Below are 19,428 nucleotides of genomic sequence, written 5' to 3' on the forward strand. Positions count from 1 at the left end.
GTCTGCTGGGTCAGGGATTTGGCTGAAGCTTGGGCGTTTTGAACGACGCCAGGGCATTGATGGCCGGCGACCTCTTCTCCTTGAGACCGATAAGGAAATCTCGTGCCTGGTCGCCATAGCCACGACGGCTGATGGCGTGGAGCGCCACGCCGCCCGACTTGTTCAAAGGCGCGTACCGGTAGGCGTTCCATTCGACGATCGTCGTTCCGGTGCTGGAATCGCTGAGCACGAAGTCGAGAATGATCTCGTCCGTAGCGTCGTTGCGGATCAGGTCGTAGTTGACCACCGGATCGGATCCCTTGCGCTTGTTCAGCATGTCGACTTGCGCTGCCGCCGCGGTTTCCGGGCTGGCCGAAGTCTCTGCTTCGATCATGAACATCTGATTGAAGTGCTCGACTTGTTCTCCGGCCGGCACGTATTCCTGCTTGAAATAGCTTGGAGACGGATTGGAAGTCCAGGCAAGCGCGAATTCGGTGCCCTGAAAGCTCACCGGGCCGGGTACGCCAAGCCTATCGGTAACGGATTGCGCTGAAGCCGGCGATACTCCGGAAAGGAGCAGCAAGAAGCAGACCATCCAGCCATGACGGGTGTGTCTCATATGGCATCTCCTCGACGAGCGGTTCAAACCTCGCATGCGAGCACGGTGGTCAAGTATTGCAGTTCTTGTTGGGCCGCTCCACCATTCAAATCGCTCGGGAAAAGCGGGGCCGCTTTGCTCAATGGCACCGCTTTGCCGGCACATTGCTACTTGATCTTTGCGCCTCGTAACTCCACCTAAGACCGGAAGGCCGTGGGCTGAATTCCGTGCTGTAAAACTCCCGTCATAATCGGTTGTAGGCGGAACGACTTCCGGTCGTTAATATGAGAATCGCGGTTGGCTGAGACGCGGCCGCGAAGGAAAGGTTGGACAATGGCCAAAATAGCAAGGTCGCCCTCTGACGGTGTTTTCGCGGTCCTCCCGCTGCGCGACATCGTCGTGTTCCCGCACATGATCGTGCCGCTCTTTGTTGGGCGTGAGAAATCGATCAAGGCGCTGGAAGAGGTGATGGGTCAGGAAAAGCAGATCCTGCTCGCGACCCAAATGAATGCCGCCGACGACGATCCGGAGCCGGATGCCATTTATGACATCGGCACGCTCGCCAATGTTCTGCAACTGCTCAAGCTGCCCGACGGCACCGTCAAGGTTCTCGTCGAAGGTTCGGCGCGCGCCAAAATCGGCTCGTTCACGGAGCGAGCCGACTTCCACGAAGCCCGCGCCGCCATTCTGGTCGAGCCCGACGAGGAAGAGGTCGAGGTCGAGGCTTTGGCGCGCTCGGTCAACGCCGACTTCGAAAATTACGTCAAGCTGAACAAGAAGATCTCGCCCGAGGTGGTTGGCGCCGCCAGCCAGATAGACGACTACTCGAAACTTGCCGATACGGTTGCCTCGCATCTCGCCATCAAGATTCCCGAGAAGCAGGAGATGCTTGGTACGCTTTCCGTCAAGGAACGTCTTGAGAAGGCGATGGGCTTCATGGAAGCCGAAATCTCCGTCCTGCAGGTGGAGAAGCGCATCCGCTCGCGCGTCAAGCGCCAGATGGAGAAGACCCAGCGCGAATACTACCTCAACGAGCAGATGAAGGCGATCCAGAAGGAGCTCGGCGAGGGCGAGGACGGCCGCGACGAGGCCGCCGAACTGGAAGCGCGCATCAAGAAGACCAAGCTCTCCAAGGAGGCCCGCGAGAAGGCGGAAGCCGAATTGAAGAAGCTGCGGACGATGTCGCCCATGTCGGCCGAATCCACGGTCGTGCGCAACTATCTCGACTGGCTGCTGTCGATACCGTGGGGCAGGAACTCAAAGGTCAAGCAGGATCTGAACTTTGCGCAGGACGTGCTTGATTCCGATCACTACGGCCTCGACAAGGTCAAGGACCGCATTGTCGAGTACCTGGCCGTGCAGAGCCGTCAAAAGAAGCTGAAAGGCCCGATCCTGTGCCTCGTAGGCCCTCCCGGCGTCGGCAAGACCTCGCTCGGCAAGTCGATCGCCAAGGCGACCGGCCGCGAGTTCATCCGCATGGCGCTTGGCGGCGTGCGCGACGAGGCTGAAATCCGCGGTCACCGGCGCACCTACATCGGCTCGATGCCCGGCAAGGTCATCCAGTCGATGAAGAAGGCGAAGAAGTCCAATCCCCTGTTCCTGCTCGACGAGATCGACAAGATGGGCCAGGACTTCCGTGGTGATCCGTCGTCGGCCCTGCTCGAGGTGCTCGATCCGGAACAGAACTCGACGTTCATGGACCACTATCTTGAGGTCGAGTACGACCTCTCGAGCGTGATGTTCGTGACCACGGCGAACACGTTGAACATCCCGGCGCCGCTGATGGACCGCATGGAGATCATCCGCATCGCCGGCTACACCGAGGACGAGAAGGTCGAGATTGCCAAGAAGCACCTGATGCCGAAGGTCGTCCGCGACCATGCGTTGCAGCCGAAGGAGTTTTCGGTCGGCGACGACGCGATCCGCGAGATCATCCAGACCTACACGCGGGAAGCCGGTGTGCGTAGCCTTGAGCGCGAGCTGATGAAGCTCGGCCGCAAGGCGGTGACCGAGATACTGAAGACGAAGAAGAAGTCGGTGAAGATCACCGCCGAGAACCTGTCCGATTATCTGGGCGTACAGCGATTCCGCTTCGGTCAGGTCGAGGCGGACGATCAGGTCGGTGTCGTCACTGGACTGGCATGGACCGAGGTCGGTGGCGAACTGCTGACGATCGAGGGCGTCATGATGCCCGGCAAGGGCCGCATGACCGTCACGGGCAATCTGCGCGACGTGATGAAGGAATCGATCTCGGCGGCGGCGTCCTATGTCCGCTCGCGGGCTCTCGATTTCGGCGTCGAGCCGCCGCTCTTCGACAAGCGCGACATCCACGTCCACGTGCCGGAAGGGGCAACCCCGAAGGACGGTCCTTCGGCCGGCGTGGGGATGGCCACCGCCATCGTTTCGATCCTGACCGGTATTCCGGTCAAGGCGGATGTGGCGATGACCGGCGAGATAACCCTGCGCGGACGCGTTCTGCCGATCGGCGGCCTGAAGGAAAAGCTGCTTGCCGCGCTTCGCGGCGGCATCAAGAAGGTGCTGATCCCGGAAGACAACGCCAAGGACCTGGCGGAGATTCCGGACAATGTGAAGAACGGCATGGAGATCATCCCGGTCGCGCGCATTGGCGAAGTGCTGCGTCATGCGCTGGTGCGCATGCCGGAGCCCATCGAATGGGTCGAGCCCGTCTCGACGCCGGCCCCGGCGGATGCCGCGGACGAAGCTGGAGCCTCCCTCGCGCACTGAGTCGCGCCGAGCGTGCACTGCACAATCGAAAAGCCGGGGTTCTGGCCCGACTTTTCTCTGAAAAAGCCCGGAATTCCGGGCTTTTTTTGTGCTTGGCTGCGATTTTGGCCTTGGTTGCGGCCAAGCTTCTCCCTATTGTCCAATCCCTGCCGGATGAGTCGGTGTTCCGGTTTTCTTATGGAAGGGAATTTTCATGAACAAGAACGAACTGGTGTCCGCTGTAGCCGACGCCGCGAAGATTTCGAAGGGCGACGCGCAGTCGGCCGTTGAAGCCGTTTTTTCTGTCATTTCCAGCGAGTTGAAGAAGGGCGGCGACGTTCGGCTTGTCGGGTTTGGCAACTTCTCCGTTTCGAAGCGTGCGGCCTCGACCGGCCGCAATCCGCAGACTGGCGCGGAAGTGAAGATCCCCGCCCGCACCGTGCCGAAGTTCTCGGCCGGCAAGGGCCTCAAGGACGCTGTGAACTGATTTCACCTGCTACCTAAATAGAAAAGCCGGGCTTTCAGCCCGGCTTTTCTTTTGTCGGCTTGATCTTCAGGCCAATGCGGGAAGGCGTGGTGGGCGATGACGGGCTCGAACCGCCGACATCTTCGGTGTAAACGAAGCGCTCTACCAACTGAGCTAATCGCCCTTCAGGCGCGGACCTTTAAGCAGTTCGCCCTTGCTTCGCAAGGCCAAATGCGCCGCAGCCGGATGACAAGGAAGGGCATACTCGCGGCCCTTCATCGCTATCCCGGAAAAACCGCCAAAGGTTTGTTTTATACTGGCTGGAGAAGCTTGACACCCAGCGGTGAACCCCGTAATCCACCGCCCATCGACGTACGCGCCTACACGTGTTCGTCTATGCGCGGGTGTAGCTCAGTTGGTTAGAGTGCCGGCCTGTCACGCCGGAGGTCGCGGGTTCGAGCCCCGTCACTCGCGCCATCTTTCAAAGACTTGGTCGTCTTGAAAGATGATGACGTCTGAACGCCGGAACGGCGGTTCAAACTTTTCCCATGTCCCGAGAAGCCTCTACAGTCGTTGCAACAGCGGTGTCTGCGTCTCATGTTTCGATGTGAACGGTCATCTAGTCCGTTCAAGCTTTTCGGTCGAAAGAGCGGAGAAAAGTAGGCGGGTTTTCTGCCGAGAGGTGTTTTTAAATCGGCAAATCCCAAGGAATAAAAATTGAGACGGCGCTGTAGTTTTTGATCCGTTGACCGAAGCCGGCTTTGTGTTACGCTGATTGAGTAAGCATATTGCGCACTGGCAGTTGCTATAATGAGGAGAATGAAAATGAAAATCGTTCTTGCAAGCAAGCTTCGCGAAGTGTCGAGCAAAGGCGTTGTCGTGAAGAATCACGGCGGCGGCGGCGCTAAGTAATACCGGTTCATAAAGACAGGCGCGCATGCTTCTGGCATGCGCGCCACTTTTTTATACATGGGTTCGGCGGCGGTATACGTAACGAATGAGATTCTTTAAGGGATACCCTGGTGTTCCCGATCCTCAGCCGGGCGAAGATCGCCTGTCAGGAGAGATTCCGTTACGAGCCTACCAGCATTGTGAGCCTTTCCTGGCTGCCAATCGCGTCGGGTGGCTGCTCTATCCTCCGGTTGATTTCAGCATTCAGTGGAACGGGGTGGACGTGTTCGTCCAGTTCGACGCCATCGAAGAGGTCGTCAAGCTGGACCGTGTATTTTTGCCGGGGTTCGCCGATTTCTGGATCGACAATACGGATCAGGACCTCGTCGATGCGATGCCGCCGTTTCTGGAGTTGTTTCCGGAACGGGGCGTCCTCCAGGTCTGGACCGGCTTTTTCGTCAAGACTGACGAGAATGTCAGCACTTGGGTGCGTGCGCCGGTCAATCGCCAGGACAGCACCGCCTACAAGGTCTTGGAAGGCATAATCGAGACGGATTGGTGGACAGGGCTTCTGTTCACGAACATCCAATTGGTGCGGACGGACGAACCCATCCAGTTTTCGAAGTCCCGTCCATGGTTCCAGGTGTTTGAAGTACCGCGCGCCCTCCATGGCGCCGGGCCCCGCCCGCAACTCGACATCGTGGAAGACCTGTCCGATTTTCCGTCGGACTTCTGGGATGGCCTCAAGGAAACAGCCAACCGGCGCAATTCGGAAAAAGCCGGTTCGTACCGGGTGATATCCCGAAGGCGCGGCCGGGAATGAGCATCTGGCGGCAGTTCCTGCAATCTGGCGCCAAGGCTGCCGTGCTGGGGCAAAAAATCGATTTCGAGCCGCCGCCGGAGCCCGATCTCGTGGGGCTGGTAGTGCTGGCCCTGGAACACAAGCTGGAAACTGCGCTGGCCCCGGTGGTTCCGGAGCTCGCTCCCGTCATAACGCTCCACGATCACATATATCGTGACCAGACGAATTGGCTCAAAAGCAATTACAGCCGGTTCAGCCACCTCGATACGCTTAGGTTCATTCAAGGATTTCCGCGGAACAGGCGCTTTGGTCCTGCGCTTCCAGCCAGCCAGCGAAGCGACATCGACTACGTGATCTCCGACAAGGAGAATATCGAGCTCCTCCGTATTTTCAGCGGGCTGGGATTGAGGCAGACTTTCTTCGTCGATGGCGAACTGGTTACACTCGACGATGACGAGATCGCCGATATCGAGAGTTCGTCCGGCTATGCCTATCCGAAGAACATTCCCTACAGCGTCGATCTGCCCTTTCAACTGCCGCATATGGGGAGTTTGGAAATAGGCGACGCCCTCGGCCCGTTGCGGAAAATGGGAGAGGATTTCTCTCTGCTGGTGATTTTCGAGCGGACCCTGTCCTTCGGCGGCCCGCATGATTTGGAAATCCTGCTGGACAAGACAAACCGGATACTTCTGGACGGCCTTCCGACGTCGAACGATGAGGTCTACATCCTCTTTGCCACCGTGCGCTTCTACAAGGCCACATGGAACGGGGAGCAGCGGATGCGCTCGTTGCTGGAAATGGCGCACGTCTTGGGTCCGGGGCAATCCGGCTTCCGAACGGACCTGCTGCTGCGTCTTGCCGAGAAAAGTGGATTGGAGCGGGAAGTCTACGCGGTCCTGGATGGATTTGCAGAGATCAGCCCGGAATTTGCCGAGGCGTGTCGTCAGCGACAATTGCCGCTTGTGCCGGATATGGCTTGGAAGCAGAAAATGTACGAGGCGCAAAGCGGCGTCGGGGAATTGCTGAAACTGACTGGCTGACCGCACGCCGACGCGATGCTGTCCATCCGATCTGTCACGGGTTGCTATGCGAATTCTTCTTCAAAACCGTCAGTTTTCCCTGGTGTTCATGGTTTCGATGCTCAGCGTGCTGGGCGTCGAGATGGCGCGGCTGGCGTTGCCGCTGATCGTCTATGAAATTCAGCGCTCCGAGATGGAATTGTCGGTGCTGCGAGGCGTCGTCTTCCTGCCCAACATTGTCCTGGCGATCTTCATCGGGACGATCAACGATCGGGTCAGAAGAGTTTTCGCGCTTCGTTTCTATCTGGCCGCGCAGGCAGCAATCCTTCTGTGTACGGCCTGGGCGCTGAAGGATGTGGCTGGCGGCCTCGGGCTGGTGCTGACGCTGGTCTTCTTCCTGATGGCGTTCTTCTACGCCTCGGGCAATGTGCAGACCGGATTGGTTCAGCAGGCGGTGCCGGTTTCTGACCTGGTCACTGCCAACGCGCTGTTGAGCGGGTTCAACTCCACAATTTCGGTGTTCGCGCCCATGGCGGCGGGCGCCTTGTTGGTTCTCATCGGTGGCTCGGGCACTATCGTCGCCTGCGCCATCGCGCTTTTTGCCGCGATGCTTTTTTCCGCCCTGATCCGGCTGGAAGATTCGCCAAAGCCGAAAGGCAATTTTCTTCAGGACATAACGGACGGTTTGAAGGCATTTGCCAGCAACCGTGAACTGGTCGTCATGTCGCTTGTCGTGATGATCGTGAACGGTGCCGAAGGCATCTATGCGACGATGCTCATCGTGCTGCTCAAGTCGAACCTCGGCGTCGGCGACTTCGAAGTGGGCGTCGTCCTCGGTCTGACGGGCGTCGGCGCGGTTTGCGGCGCCTGGCTGACTCCCTACGGACGACGAGCCTTTGGCGTGGCCAAGACGTTCGCCATGCCCATCGTCCTCGTCGCCGGCGTCTATGTCGGCACGGCATTCTCGCCGAACGTCGCCGTGGTCGCGGCCCTGGGTTTTCTCGAAGGTCTCATCTCCACGGTCTTCGTGGTGTCCCTATGGACGTTCCGGCAGGAGACTGTCGAGCGACGCTATATCGGTCGCGTGGCGGGGATTTCAGGGGCGATCTTCAAGATTGGCATGCCGCCGCTCATCATCCTAGGAGGGTTCGTCTCCACCCGATATGGCGTGGTCTATTGCCTGCTGTTTGCGGCGCTGTTGAACGTTCTCGTCTTCGCCGCCTTGGTGCCGACCAGGCTGTGGCGTTACAAATCGCCGGTGGACGGAAATCCGCTGCCGGCTGGGTGAGCCCCGCAAGCGGTGTGGGATAAGCCGTCAGAGGTACTGCGCGACCTTTTTTCCCACCGCGATGAACCGCAGCGGATCCAGCGCTTCGCCATTGTGGCGGACTTCATAGTGCAGATGCGGCCCGGTCGAGCGGCCACTGCTGCCGGTCTGGCCGATGATGTCGCCGGCCTTCAGCTTCTGTCCCACAACGACAGATATCTTGCTGAGGTGACCGTAGCGGGTCGAAAAGCCCTGGCCGTGGTCGACCTCGATCATACGTCCATAGCCGCCGGCCCAACCGGCGCGAACGACGACGCCGGCCGCGGTGACTTTCGCCGGCATGCCCAGCGGTGCGCGGAAATCCATGCCGGAATGCAGGGCCGCCGAGCCGAGCAATGGGTCGGTCCGCACGCCGAACGGACTGGTGACGGCGTGACCGGGTGCCGGGTTGGAGAGCGGCAGCCGGCGCGCCTCGGTCTTGAGCTGGTCAAGCGTATTCAGCGCCTCGTCCAGTTCCTTGACCTTGGTTTCGAACATGGTGGTGCTGTCGAGTGGTACAAGCGGGCCGCCGACATCGGTTTCGTCCTTGCCGAAGTCGCTGTCCACGGGCAGGCCCGCCGCGCGCAGCGCTTCGGAAATGCCATCGGCATTTTGATAGGCCGTATCGGCAAGATTGGTGATACGCGACAGCTGCTCGCTTTCTATGTTGCGAAGCGACTGGTTGATGGCCACGAAAAGCTTGTCGGCGCGGTCTGCGGAGGATTCGTTCTGCTCGCCCTTGCGGGTCGCCCAAAATGAGAAGGGCAATGATTTCTGGCTGTCCGCGCTCGCAAGCGCAACGGTCTTGGCGGCTACAGGTTGAGCGTCGCCGGCATCCGCACGGTTGTCGGGCTTTTGCGCGGGCACCGGGCCGTTGGCGGGAAGCGGCGCGCCAACATCGTTTCCGGCGCTTTCCATAAGTCCGAGGCGGCCGTGCCGTTGGCTGAGCAGCGTCTGTCGGTCAAGAAGCTCGCCGACCTTTGTTTCCATCAACTGCTGGTCGAGCAACTGCCGGCTGGTGATACGGTCCACCTGGGCGCGCAGCGCCGAAATCCTGTCCTCGTAGGCTTGTTGTATGCGTGCCTGGCGCGCCGTGCTGGCGCCAATCAGGTCATCGCGCAAAACCAGATAGGAGGTCGCCAGCAAGTAGCCCACTGCGACCGCCGCCAGCGCGGAGCCGGCAAATGCCGCAAGCCATGGCCTGACGGTGAAATGCCGGATCTCGTCGCCGCGGGCGATGATGACGGTATGAGGTTCCCTGCGTTTGCCGAAAACAGCGGACTGACCGGTTACGTTCACAGCACCAAGCTTTCGTTGCCACACCCAAGACATGTTCGATTACACATCGTTAGGGTTAACAAAGCTTTGCGGATCGGCCGTCCCGTTAACGATAGACGCGCGATTTCCGGTTCAGGCACGATACTTGGCTAGGAAAGTGCGCGGACGGCTTCCAGCACGGCCTCGGCGTGCCCCTTGACCCGCACCTTGCGCCATATCTGAACGATCCGGCCATCGGCGCCGATGAGGAAGGTCGCGCGCTCCACACCCATATATTTGCGGCCGTACATCTGCTTCTCGACCCACAGGCGATACGCCTCGACGACCTTGCGGTCCTCGTCGGCGGCGAGAGCGACGGTCAGTCCGTGCTTGGCCTTGAACTTGTCGTGCTTTTTTGCACTGTCCGGCGACAGGCCGATGACCGTAGCTCCGGCCTTCTCGAAGTCCGGCTTGAGCTGCGAAAAGCTGATGGCCTCGTTGGTGCAGCTCGACGTGTCGTCCTGCGGATAGAAGTAGAGGACGACCGGGCGGCCCGCAAAGTCTGCAAGCCGCAACGATCTGCCGCCGTCGCGGGGAAGGTCGAAAAGCGGTGCCGGGTCTCCCACCTCGAGATCAGCCATATCGTTGCCCTTGTTTGAGGTTACGCGCGCCGCCGCAGGCATATAAGGTCTTGCGAGGATTCGTCCATGCGCAATTGGCGATACGGAAGATTACGTGGATCAGGAGCTGCCGCGGCACGAAAAGATCAAGTTCAGGCGGGAGGAAATCACCGACCTGGGCAAGATGCCGTCGGCATGCGGCGAACCTCCGCTGGGGCAGGCGGCCATTGGCCGTAGCGCCCGTATCCTCGCCCGTACCTTTCTGACTGTCGTGGCCCTGGTCGCCGTGGCGGCGGTCGCGCTCCAGCTCATCGACGCCTCGGGCATCGGCGCGTCGCGACTGCGCGAGGCGGCTGAGAAGGCCATCGAAAACATGGCAAGCGTCGATGTCGAGGTCACGACGGGCCCGGCAAGCATCACCCTGGACGGTTCGGCGTTCCTTGCGCTCCAAGTGCGCGATGTAAGCCTCAGGACGGCTACCGGCCAGCCGATGGCAACGGTCGGCCGTATGCGCTTCGGGCTGCGGCTGATGCCGCTGCTGTCGGGCGAAGTGAGGCTGACCAGCGCCAGCGTGTCGAATGCCCGGCTGATCGCCTCCGCGCTACCCTCAGGCGGCAATGACTGGACGGCCGCCCTGCGAAGCCCGGACGGTCTTCTCAACCCGGACAAGGTCAGTGATGCGGTGTTCGGCCTGGCCAATAAGACGCTCGACGCCGTGCGGCTGAATTCCGTGCGTGAAATCGAACTGGACAATGTGGAGATTGTCCTTCCCCAGCAGGGAACCGTCAGGCTCGTCAAGGTTGCGGAAGCCACTGTGCGCCAGACCGGACCCGGTCAGATGCAGTTTTCCTCCACCAACGAGATAGATGGCAAGGCGATGACCGTCGCCGGTTCCGCGGTCCGTGATCTCACCTCACACTTCATAACTTCGCTGGAAGCCGACATCGCCGTCGCAGCGAGCGAGGAAGGACCGCCGGCCGAAGATGGTGAGGGCAGCACATTGGGGGCTATCGGTCTACGGCTGACAGGCAGCGAAGGCTCGGCGGAAACCGCGCCTGTGCTGAAAGCGCAGCTGTCGTTGACAGGCGCTGCCATGGACCTCGACCGTAAGGGCCGGCTGGTGGCAAACATCAATGCCGATGCCACCTTGCTGCGGGGAAGCAACAAGCTGGACCTCGGCAGGCTGCAAATCTCAACCGGGCGTTCGCTGCTCAGTTTTCAGGGTTCGTTCGGGCCGAAGCCGAAAGCCGTCCCGAATGAAGAGCCGTCCTACCGCTATGACCTGGTAAGCGACGGCTCCAGTCTCGGACCGCTGGAGTCACCCGAGCCGGTGCTGCGGTTCATTGCCCGCGCCGCTGGCGTCTACCGTGTCCGCAGCGCCACGCTCATCGCCGACACGATCGCGCTCAAGTCGGATGCGGAGGGCGAGGTGCTGGGAACGGCATCGATGCAGTTCGCGCGGGGCAAGACGCCGGGAATGTCGCTTGGCCTCAACGTGCACGATATGCCGGTATCCCATGCCAAACAGTTGTGGCCATGGTTCTCGGCAAGCGGCGCGCGCCGGTGGGTACTGCGAAATCTCTTTGGCGGCCGCATCGTCGATGCTAACCTGCAATATCAGGTGCCTCCCGGCCGCATCGGCGATGGCGTGCCTTTGAACGGCAACGAGGTCTTCGGCCGCTTCCGCATCGAAGGATCGCGCTTCGATACGGCGGGACGCATTCCTCCCATTCGCGATGCGGTTGGCGAGGTGGCCTTCCGGGGTAACGATGTGGACATCTCGCTATCGTCCGGCACGGTCTATCTTCCGAGCGGGCGGACCGTGGCGGCGAGCGGCGGCACGCTGAAGGTCAAGAACGCCAACCATCCACCCGTCATCGGCGCACTCGACATCGATGTTGCAGGCGAAGCTCCCGCGATCGTTGAACTCGCCTCGTACGAACCCATCAACGCCATGCGCCATGTCGGCATCCTGCCTGCAGAACTCTCCGGGACCGTGACCGGCAACGTCAAGGCGGACATTCCCCTCCAGGCCGGCATTGATGCAAGCAAGCTCAACTGGCTGGTGGCCCTCGACTACAAGAACCTGGCTCTGGCGAAGCCCGTCGATGGCCAGATGGTCACCGAGGCGGAGGGCACCATAGTCGTCGATCCAAACAAGGCCGTGATCGGCGCCAAGGCGCTGCTCAGTGGCATTCCGGCGGAAATCGACATCGTCGAGCCTTTGCGGCAGGAGGGGCCGCCACGCAGCCGCAATGTGACGATGGTTCTCGATGAGAAGACGCGCGCGGCGTTCATGCCCGGCCTGTCGTCCATCCTTTCCGGAACGGTGAGGGTGGCGCTCGACAAGAATGGCGACGGCAGCCAGGCGGTCTCCGCCGATCTGGCGGCGGTGAAGCTGAATTTGCCCTGGGCCGGATGGAGCAAGGGCGCCGGGGTGCCGGCCAAGGTGAAGTTCACCATGCAGTCGTCCGGCGGTTCGACCAGGCTGTCGGATTTCGACCTCAGCGGAACGACCTTCGCCGTCCAAGGCTCGCTGGTCCTTGCCGGTGGCAGCCTTTCCGCAGCCGATTTCAATCGTGTCAGGCTGAACCGCGGCGACGACGTTTCGCTTTCCCTGAAGCGGACTTCGAAAGGCTATTCGATCAGCGTGCGCGGCGATGCGCTGGATGCGCGCTCTCTCATCAAGCAGCTCACCGCCGATGCCGGCACGGCGACCAAGGGCACGGGATCACAATCGGTTTCGGTGCAGGCCGATATCAACTCCCTGTCCGGTTTCAATGACGAGAAACTGTCCGGCTTCAAGCTCGACTACGGCGCTACAGGTTCGAGCGTGAATACGCTCAAGGCGAGCGCGCAGACGACCTCCGGCGCCGCCATAACGATCAGCGACGGCGGCGGCGGGGGCGGCAACCGTAATCTCGTGCTGAAATCCGGCGATGCAGGCGCCATCCTGCGATTTCTCGACACCTACGATCATATGCAGGGCGGGGCTATCGCACTGTCGCTTTCAGGAGCGGCGGGAGGACCCTTGCGCGGTACGATCGACGCGCGCGATTTCCTCATCGTCAACGAGCCGAAGCTGGCATCCATCGTGTCCACGACGCCTCCGGGCGACAACAGAAGCCTCAATCAGGCCGTCAAAGCCGACATCGATACGTCCAGGGTGGCATTCGACCGTGGCTATGCCGAAATCGAGAAAGGCAATGGCTATCTGAAACTTGCGAACGGCATCCTGCGCGGAACATCCATCGGCGCCACGTATCAGGGTCTTTTCTACGATCAGGATAACAATATGGACATGACGGGCACCTTCATGCCCGCCTATGGCCTCAACCGCATCTTCGGCGAAATTCCGATCGTTGGGATGCTGCTCGGCAATGGGCGCGACGGCGGCCTGATCGGCGTCACCTTCAGGCTGAGAGGCAAGGTCAGCAAGCCGGAACTGACGATCAACCCGCTCTCGGTGATCGCGCCGGGCATCTTCCGCTCGATATTCGAGTTTCGGTAGCCTGACCCTCCCTTCCCCCCTTGTGGGAGAAGGTGGATTGTCGCGAAGCGACAAGATGGATGAGGGGTGCTGGAAGAAATGAGAGGTTGGCGATCTTGCCAATACCCCTCATCCGACCGCGCCTACGGCTCGGCCACCTTCTCCCACAAGGGAGAAGGGAAGACGTTTAAACCGGCCGCACCAGAATGTGTTTTTTCTTGCCGAGTGAAAGCTTTACCGCCTGTTCCGGACTCAGATCCTGAAGCGTGACGACCCGCTTGTCGTCGCTGACCGGCTGGTCGTTGAGACGCGCCGCGCCACCCTGAACGTGCCGGCGAGCTTCGCCGTTCGATGCCGCCAGGCCGGCCGACACGAACAGCGCCAGAATGCCGATGCCTGACTCGAGCTGCGCCCGGGGCACCTCGATCGAGGGCAGGGTCTCCGCCGTCACGCCTTCCTCGAAGGTTTTGCGCGCAGTCTCGCCGGCCTGGTCAGCCGCTTGCCGGCCATGCAGCAGGGCGGTGATCTCGGTCGCCAGGACCTTCTTGGCGTCGTTGATCTCGGCGCCGCCGAGCGCTTCCAGCCGTGCGATCTCCGCCATCGGCAGCGTCGTGTAGAGCTTCAGGAAGCGGCCGACATCGGCGTCCTCGGTGTTGCGCCAGTATTGCCAGAAATCGTAAGGCGACAGCAGCTCCGGATCGAGCCACACCGCCCCGGAGGCCGTCTTGCCCATCTTGGCGCCCGACGAGGTGGTCAGCAGCGGCGTCGTCAGCGCATAGAGTTGCGCATTCTCCATCCGGTGGCCGAGATCGATGCCGTTGACGATGTTGCCCCATTGGTCGGAGCCGCCCATCTGCAGGCGGCAGCCGAAACGCTTGTAAAGCTCGACGAAGTCGTATGCCTGCAGGATCATGTAGTTGAACTCGAGGAAGGACAGCGACTGCTCGCGGTCGAGCCTCAATTTCACCGAATCGAATGCCAGCATCCGGTTGACGGAAAAGTGCCGGCCGACATCGCGCAGGAAGTTGACGTAGTTGATGCCCATCAGCCAGTCGGCATTGTTGACCATCAGCGCGTCGCCGGCGCCGTCGCCGAAATTGAGATAGGGCGCGAAATTGCGCCTGATGCCGACGAGGTTCGCCTCGATGTCCTGCGGCGTCAGCAGCTTGCGCGCCTCGTCCTTGAAGGACGGGTCGCCGATCATCGACGTGCCGCCGCCCATCAGCGCGATCGGGCGATGCCCGGTCTGCTGCAGCCAGTGCAGCATCATGATCTGGATCAGCGAGCCGGCGTGAAGGCTTTTCGCCGTGGCGTCGAAGCCGATATAGGCGGTCACCGTCTCCTTGGCGAAGAGCTGGTCGAGGGCGGCATCGTCCGAGGTCTGGTGAATGAAGCCGCGCTCGCTCATGGTGCGCAGGAAATCGGATTTGAAGGCGGACATTTTTTCTCTTTCCGGAAACCGCCTGATCGCAAGGCGACCGTGGCGTCTGTCATGGCGCGCGTTTAGCATCCTCCCCGTGGGAATCACAAGAACGGCTGGCAAATGACTGCAATCTGCGCGATCGGACTGATGAGCGGCACGTCGATGGACGGCATCGACCTCGCCATGCTGCGCACCGATGGCGAAAACGGCGTCGAGCGGGGACCGGCGTTCTTCGTCGCCTACGACGCCGAATTCCGGCGCCGCATCGAGGCGTCGCTGGATACGGCCAAACAGATCGTCCGCCGCGAGGACAGGCCCGGCGACCTGGCAGCTTTGGAGCGCGACATCACCCTGCGCCATGCCGAAGCAATCGAGAAATTCCTGAAGACGGACGCCAGTCGATGGGGCCGGCCCGAAATGATCGGATTTCACGGCCAGACCGTCCTGCACAAGCCCGATATCGGATTGACCATCCAGCTGGGCGATGGCGAATTGCTTGCCGAGCGGATTGGGTTGCCAGTCGTTTACGACATGCGCGCCAACGACATGATCCATGGCGGGCAGGGCGCTCCACTGGTGCCCATCTACCACGCGGCGCTGGCCCGCTCGTTGTCGCAGCCGTTCGCGTCGGCATTTCCCGTCGTCTTCGTCAATATAGGCGGAATTTCCAACATCACTTATGTGCCGGGAGCGGGCGATCCGGTGGCGTTCGATACCGGCCCCGGCAATGCGCTGATCGACCAGTGGGTGGCGCGGGAAGGCGGCATCCCGTTCGATGCCGGCGGTGCGGTTGCCAGCGAAGGCGGCGCGGTCCGCGCCGTGGTTGAGGCCTATCTGGACAAGTCGTTCTTCGCCAAGCCCGGCCCGAAGTCGCTGGACCGCAACGATTTCACCCTCGCAGAGGCGGAAGGGCTCGAATTGGCGGACGGCGCCCGCACGCTCGCCGCGGTTTCGGCAGAGGCGATCCTTGCATGCGTGCCGCATCTCCCCGAGCCGCCGAAGCTGTGGATCGTGTGCGGCGGGGGCAGGAAGAACCCGCATATCGTTGGCGATCTACGCCGCGGCGCTCAGGCGCAGGACGCCGAGGTGATCCTCGCGGAGGATGCCGGGCTGGATGGCGACGCCACCGAGGCCGAGGCGTGGGCCTATCTCGCCGTCCGCGCGCAAAAAGGATTGCCGCTGACCTTCCCGACCACCACCGGCTGCCGCAAGGCGGTCGGCGGCGGCGTGATCGCGCAGCCGTGATGCGCCGCGCAGGCGTGGCCCTTGCCTAGCGGTTGCGGCTGGCGTAAGGAGCGCGCCACCCGGCACCGCGGTTCCATGCCCGCCTGATTGCAATACGGATGCCGCGAGAAAACGAGCCTGGCCCTGTATGGCTGACAAGTTGATATCGATCGTTATCCCGTGCCGGAACGAGGCGCAGAACCTGCCGCTTCTGCTGGACGAGATTCAGGCCGCCATGGCCGGCCGCGACTTCGAGGTGATCGTCGTCGATGACGGATCGACCGACGAGACGCCACAGACGCTGGCGGCACAGGCGGCGCTGCGGCCTTTTGCGGTGCGCCATCTGAGGCATGAGAAATCGTCCGGCCAGAGCCTTGCCGTGCGCACCGGCGCTTGGGCGGCGCGTGGCAGCGTCGTCGCCACCGTCGACGGCGACGGCCAGAACGACCCGCATTATATTCCGGTCCTGATCGATGCCCTGCTCGCCGCCGGCCCGCAGGCAGGCGCCGCGCAAGGCCAGCGCCTGAAGCGCCGCGACAGCAGGGTGAAGCAACTCGCGTCGCGTTTCGCCAACTGGTTGCGCAATGCGATCCTGCACGACGAGACGCGCGACACCGGCTGCGGCCTCAAGGCCGTCCACACCGACATATTGCGCAAGCTGCCCTTCTTCGACGGCACGCACCGCTTCGTGCCGGCGCTGGTCATCCAGGAAGGCTTCGGCGTCGTGCATTGCGACGTGGTCGATCGTTCACGACGGCATGGAAAGTCGAACTACGGCATCTTCGACCGGGGCTTGCAGGGCGCGCTCGACCTGGCCGGCGTCTGGTGGCTGCGGCGTCGCCGCCGACGGATGCCGAAGGCAAGGGAAATCAGCCATGGCTAATGTGTTTCAGGAACTTTCCACCTGGTTCCACCAGGTGTTCGTGCTTCAGTTCGACGGCTGGATCCTGCTCGGCTTTATTGCGCAGGCCTTCTTCACCATGCGTTTCCTTGTTCAGTGGATCGCATCGGAAAGGGCCAAGCGCAGCGTCGTGCCGATCGCCTTCTGGTTCTTCTCGCTTTTCGGCGGCGGCCTGCTCTTTGTTTACGCCATCCAGCGCGAGGATCCCGTCTTCATCGCAGGGCAGGGCCTCGGCCTCGTCATCTATATCCGCAATCTGTGGCTGATCGCCAATGAGCGGAAATCGTCCATGACCAAGGTGGACTAAGCCACCGTCCATGCCGCGCTTGAAAGTTGAACCCCGGCAATGAAGCTCCGCTACGCGTTGCTTTTCCTGTTCAGTCTGCTGATGACGGCATCGGGCCTTGCAACGTTGCCGCCGCTGGACCGTGACGAACCGCGCTTCACCCAGGCGACCAAGCAAATGGTCGAAAGCGGCGATTATGTCGATATCCGTTTCCAGGAAACGCCGCGCTATCAAAAACCGATTGGCATTTATTGGCTGCAGGCAGCCGCTGTCACGCTGAGCGGGCAGGGACAAGAAGCGCCGATCTGGATCTACCGGCTGGTCTCGGCGCTGGCGGTCGCGATTGCCGTCGTCGCCATAGCCTGGACCGGAACGAACCTGTTCGGCGCCAATGCGGGCATCGCAGCGGGGCTGGTCCTGGCGGCCATCTTCGCCACCGCCTTCGAAGGGCGGGATGCGAAGACCGATGCTGCGCTGCTGGCCTGTTGCGTCGCCGCACAGGGCGCTTTGGCCCAGATTTATCTGGCGTCACGGCGAAATCAGGCGGTTCCGGCGCATTTGCCTTGGATTTTCTGGATCGCACAGGGTTTCGGCATTCTGATCAAAGGACCGATAGCTCTTTTGCTGTCCGTACTGACGATCCTTTCCCTACTCGCTTTCGAGCGTGAGGCGCGATGGCTGGCGCGGCTCAAGCCTCTGCGTGGCTTGGCTCTTCTCGTTCTCATTGTCGCGCCCTGGCTGGTGCTGATCACGCTCAAATCGGGCGCCTCCTTTTGGCATGGTTCGGTCACGAACGATCTTCTGGAGAAGGCCGTCCCCGGTGGCGCTCCGCATTGGGGCCCGCCGGGTTATTATGCGCTCACCTATTCGCTGTTCATGTGGCCGTTCGGCCTGATTGCGCTGGGCGCCGAATTGCTCGCGATCGGCCGAGCAAGGCAAGACTACCGGCTTCGGTTCTGCCTCGCCTGGTACGTTCCCTTCTGGCTGCTGTTCGAGCTCATTCCGACCAAGCTGCCGCACTACGTAATGCCGGCATATCCCGGGCTGATCCTGCTGATCGGCTGGCTTTTGACCTTGTCCCCGGAAGAACGCGCCACACCGATGAAAGCCTGGCAGGCATGGTGCTGGCGGGCAGGAGCGTTCGGGCTCGGCGTCGTGACGCTGGCCATTGCCGTCGTCGCCGTTGGCGCGCCGATCTATCTCGACGGGCGCCTGTCGCCATGGGGTATTATCGCGGCCCTTGCCGTACTCGCCGCCGGCTATTTCGCCTTTGCACGCAATGACCAGATCTCGCTACGCCGTATTGCGATAACCACCGTTTCCGCCGGTATTGCCGCAGCGCTCCTTTTCGGCATCGTCATCCCATCGCTGACGCCGATCTGGATGACGCCGCGGATCGTGGACGCGGTTCGTGCGGCAAAGCCGTGCACGGGTACGGTGCTGGCATCGTCGGAATATCACGAGCCCAGTCTTGTCTTCCTTCTGGGTACAAGGACGCTGCTGACCAATCTGCGAGGTGCCGCAGATCATATGGCTGCCGATCCGGCCTGCGCCCTGGCGTTGGTTCCGGCCCCGCAAGGCGACGAGTTCGCCGGTCAAATGATCCGGCGCGGCGTGGGCGTCACGCGCATCGCAACCATCGACGGCTACAACTTCTCGTCGGGCGACACGCTTTCCCTGAGCCTCTACCGCGCAACGCCGTAGCGCGGCGGCGCCGCCGGGTTACCGCAGCCGCTTGGGGCGTGGATCGGACAATTCGCCGGCCAGACGGCGGTCGAGATAGTCGGCGCATTCCTCGAGCAACAGCTCGGCGTCGTTGGCGAAGAAGTGGTTTGCGCCGGGAATCGTCTTCTGCGTGATGGTGATGCCCTTCTGGGTGTGAAGCTTGTCCACAAGACCCTGCACATCCTTGGCGGGCGCCACCTTGTCGGCATCGCCATGAATGATGAGGCCGGACGACGGGCAGGGCGCCAGGAATGAGAAATCATAGGTGTTGGGCTGCGGCGAGATCGAGATGAAGCCTTCGATTTCCGGCCTGCGCATCAGAAGCTGCATGCCAATCCACGATCCGAACGAATAGCCGGCAACCCAGCAGCTCTTCGAATCCGGATGCAGCGACTGCACCCAGTCGAGGGCCGCCGCGGCGTCGGAAAGCTCGCCGGTGCCGTGGTCGAATTCGCCCTGGCTGCGGCCGATGCCGCGGAAATTGAAGCGCAGCGTGGTGAAGTTCCGCTTCTGGAACATGTAGAAGAGGTCATAGACGATCTTGTTGTTCATCGTGCCGCCGAATTGCGGATGCGGATGCAGCACGATGGCGATCGGCGCGCTCTTTTCCTTGGACGGCTGATATCGCCCCTCGAGACGTCCGGCAGGACCGGTGAAAATGACCTCTGGCATCAATGACTCCACTTCGGTACCACACGCAGCCTCGGCCTGAACAAG

15 protein-coding genes and 2 tRNA genes are annotated in these 19,428 nt (G+C 61.5%); 11 read left to right on the plus strand and 6 right to left on the minus strand.

The features are described 5' to 3' along the window. Window positions 1-10: 10 nt before the first annotated feature. Complete coding sequence (locus J2X35_RS02680; protein WP_310180788.1) at window positions 11-598, minus strand: hypothetical protein; 588 nt, start codon at window positions 596-598, stop codon at window positions 11-13. Window positions 599-910: 312 nt separating this feature from the next. On the opposite strand from J2X35_RS02680, the gene lon reads away from it, so the two are divergent. Both lon and J2X35_RS02690 read left to right on the plus strand, forming a co-directional pair. After that, window positions 911-3,322, plus strand: a complete 2,412-nt coding sequence (gene lon / locus J2X35_RS02685; RefSeq protein WP_056108401.1) for an endopeptidase La — start codon at window positions 911-913, stop codon at window positions 3,320-3,322. Window positions 3,323-3,515: 193 nt separating this feature from the next. Continuing rightward, entirely contained in the window at window positions 3,516-3,788 is a 273-nt protein-coding gene (locus J2X35_RS02690) for an HU family DNA-binding protein (protein WP_056108404.1), read from the plus strand. Between the two features lie 87 nt (window positions 3,789-3,875). Here J2X35_RS02690 and J2X35_RS02695 read toward each other — a convergent pair. Beyond that, a tRNA-Val gene (locus tag J2X35_RS02695) sits at window positions 3,876-3,951 on the minus strand. A gap of 216 nt (window positions 3,952-4,167) precedes the next feature. On the opposite strand from J2X35_RS02695, the gene J2X35_RS02700 reads away from it, so the two are divergent. The 4 genes from J2X35_RS02700 (at window position 4,168) to J2X35_RS02715 (ending at window position 7,767) form a co-directional block, all read left to right on the plus strand. Next, window positions 4,168-4,244 (plus strand) — tRNA-Asp (locus J2X35_RS02700). 520 nt (window positions 4,245-4,764) lie between these two features. Next, the gene (locus tag J2X35_RS02705; protein ID WP_310180792.1) at window positions 4,765-5,481 is read left to right on the plus strand and encodes a DUF6065 family protein; all 717 of its coding nucleotides are present in this window, start codon (window positions 4,765-4,767) and stop codon (window positions 5,479-5,481) included. After that, entirely contained in the window at window positions 5,478-6,500 is a 1,023-nt protein-coding gene (locus J2X35_RS02710) for a hypothetical protein (protein ID WP_310180794.1), read from the plus strand. The genes J2X35_RS02705 and J2X35_RS02710 overlap by 4 nt, the downstream gene beginning before the upstream one ends. A gap of 46 nt (window positions 6,501-6,546) precedes the next feature. After that, entirely contained in the window at window positions 6,547-7,767 is a 1,221-nt protein-coding gene (locus J2X35_RS02715) for an MFS transporter (RefSeq protein ID WP_310180795.1), read from the plus strand. Window positions 7,768-7,794: 27 nt separating this feature from the next. Here J2X35_RS02715 and J2X35_RS02720 read toward each other — a convergent pair whose 3' ends face one another. Both J2X35_RS02720 and J2X35_RS02725 read right to left on the minus strand, forming a co-directional pair. Next, window positions 7,795-9,084, minus strand: coding sequence for a M23 family metallopeptidase (locus tag J2X35_RS02720; RefSeq protein ID WP_056108414.1), 1,290 nt, complete (start codon window positions 9,082-9,084; stop codon window positions 7,795-7,797). Between the two features lie 128 nt (window positions 9,085-9,212). Continuing rightward, window positions 9,213-9,683, minus strand: a complete 471-nt coding sequence (locus J2X35_RS02725) for a peroxiredoxin (RefSeq protein ID WP_310180797.1) — start codon at window positions 9,681-9,683, stop codon at window positions 9,213-9,215. A gap of 94 nt (window positions 9,684-9,777) precedes the next feature. Here J2X35_RS02725 and J2X35_RS02730 point away from each other — a divergent pair, with 94 nt between their 5' ends. Further along, window positions 9,778-13,173 (plus strand): DUF3971 domain-containing protein, encoded by a 3,396-nt coding sequence (locus J2X35_RS02730; RefSeq protein ID WP_310180798.1) that lies wholly within the window; start codon window positions 9,778-9,780, stop codon window positions 13,171-13,173. A gap of 166 nt (window positions 13,174-13,339) precedes the next feature. On the opposite strand, the gene tyrS is transcribed toward J2X35_RS02730, so the two are convergent. Beyond that, window positions 13,340-14,593, minus strand: coding sequence for a tyrosine--tRNA ligase (tyrS, locus tag J2X35_RS02735; protein WP_310180800.1), 1,254 nt, complete (start codon window positions 14,591-14,593; stop codon window positions 13,340-13,342). Window positions 14,594-14,695: 102 nt separating this feature from the next. Here tyrS and J2X35_RS02740 point away from each other — a divergent pair, with 102 nt between their 5' ends. The 4 genes from J2X35_RS02740 to J2X35_RS02755 all read left to right on the plus strand — a co-directional run bounded on the left by J2X35_RS02740 (window position 14,696) and on the right by J2X35_RS02755 (window position 18,690). After that, window positions 14,696-15,820, plus strand: coding sequence for an anhydro-N-acetylmuramic acid kinase (locus tag J2X35_RS02740; protein WP_310180801.1), 1,125 nt, complete (start codon window positions 14,696-14,698; stop codon window positions 15,818-15,820). Between the two features lie 127 nt (window positions 15,821-15,947). Next, complete coding sequence (locus J2X35_RS02745) at window positions 15,948-16,682, plus strand: glycosyltransferase family 2 protein (protein ID WP_310180803.1); 735 nt, start codon at window positions 15,948-15,950, stop codon at window positions 16,680-16,682. Beyond that, on the plus strand, window positions 16,675-17,007 hold the full coding sequence (locus J2X35_RS02750; protein WP_056108430.1) for a lipid-A-disaccharide synthase N-terminal domain-containing protein: 333 nt from the start codon (window positions 16,675-16,677) through the stop codon (window positions 17,005-17,007). Before J2X35_RS02745 ends, J2X35_RS02750 begins: the two co-directional genes overlap by 8 nt. A gap of 39 nt (window positions 17,008-17,046) precedes the next feature. Continuing rightward, window positions 17,047-18,690: a glycosyltransferase family 39 protein gene (locus tag J2X35_RS02755; RefSeq protein ID WP_310180806.1), complete on the plus strand. Its 1,644-nt coding sequence runs from the start codon at window positions 17,047-17,049 to the stop codon at window positions 18,688-18,690. Between the two features lie 18 nt (window positions 18,691-18,708). On the opposite strand, the gene J2X35_RS02760 is transcribed toward J2X35_RS02755, so the two are convergent. Further along, on the minus strand, window positions 18,709-19,383 hold the full coding sequence (locus J2X35_RS02760) for an alpha/beta hydrolase (RefSeq protein ID WP_310180808.1): 675 nt from the start codon (window positions 19,381-19,383) through the stop codon (window positions 18,709-18,711). Window positions 19,384-19,428: the final 45 nt, after the last annotated feature.

The sequence above is a fragment of the Mesorhizobium sp. BE184 genome (assembly GCF_031457045.1).
GTDB lineage: Bacteria > Pseudomonadota > Alphaproteobacteria > Rhizobiales > Rhizobiaceae > Mesorhizobium.

Excerpts from the sequence above, each read along its gene's own strand:
- tyrS (WP_310180800.1), bottom strand. The coding sequence starts at position 14,593 with ATGTCCGCCTTCAAATCCGATTTCCTGCGCACCATGAGCGAGCGCGGC.
- J2X35_RS02725 (WP_310180797.1), bottom strand. The coding sequence starts at position 9,683 with ATGGCTGATCTCGAGGTGGGAGACCCGGCACCGCTTTTCGACCTTCCC.
- J2X35_RS02715 (WP_310180795.1), top strand. The coding sequence starts at position 6,547 with ATGCGAATTCTTCTTCAAAACCGTCAGTTTTCCCTGGTGTTCATGGTT.
- J2X35_RS02760 (WP_310180808.1), bottom strand. The coding sequence starts at position 19,383 with ATGCCAGAGGTCATTTTCACCGGTCCTGCCGGACGTCTCGAGGGGCGA.
- J2X35_RS02705 (WP_310180792.1), top strand. The coding sequence starts at position 4,765 with ATGAGATTCTTTAAGGGATACCCTGGTGTTCCCGATCCTCAGCCGGGC.
- J2X35_RS02745 (WP_310180803.1), top strand. The coding sequence starts at position 15,948 with ATGGCTGACAAGTTGATATCGATCGTTATCCCGTGCCGGAACGAGGCG.
- J2X35_RS02680 (WP_310180788.1), bottom strand. The coding sequence starts at position 598 with ATGAGACACACCCGTCATGGCTGGATGGTCTGCTTCTTGCTGCTCCTT.
- J2X35_RS02740 (WP_310180801.1), top strand. The coding sequence starts at position 14,696 with ATGACTGCAATCTGCGCGATCGGACTGATGAGCGGCACGTCGATGGAC.
- J2X35_RS02690 (WP_056108404.1), top strand. The coding sequence starts at position 3,516 with ATGAACAAGAACGAACTGGTGTCCGCTGTAGCCGACGCCGCGAAGATT.
- J2X35_RS02750 (WP_056108430.1), top strand. The coding sequence starts at position 16,675 with ATGGCTAATGTGTTTCAGGAACTTTCCACCTGGTTCCACCAGGTGTTC.
- J2X35_RS02710 (WP_310180794.1), top strand. The coding sequence starts at position 5,478 with ATGAGCATCTGGCGGCAGTTCCTGCAATCTGGCGCCAAGGCTGCCGTG.
- lon (WP_056108401.1), top strand. The coding sequence starts at position 911 with ATGGCCAAAATAGCAAGGTCGCCCTCTGACGGTGTTTTCGCGGTCCTC.
- J2X35_RS02755 (WP_310180806.1), top strand. The coding sequence starts at position 17,047 with ATGAAGCTCCGCTACGCGTTGCTTTTCCTGTTCAGTCTGCTGATGACG.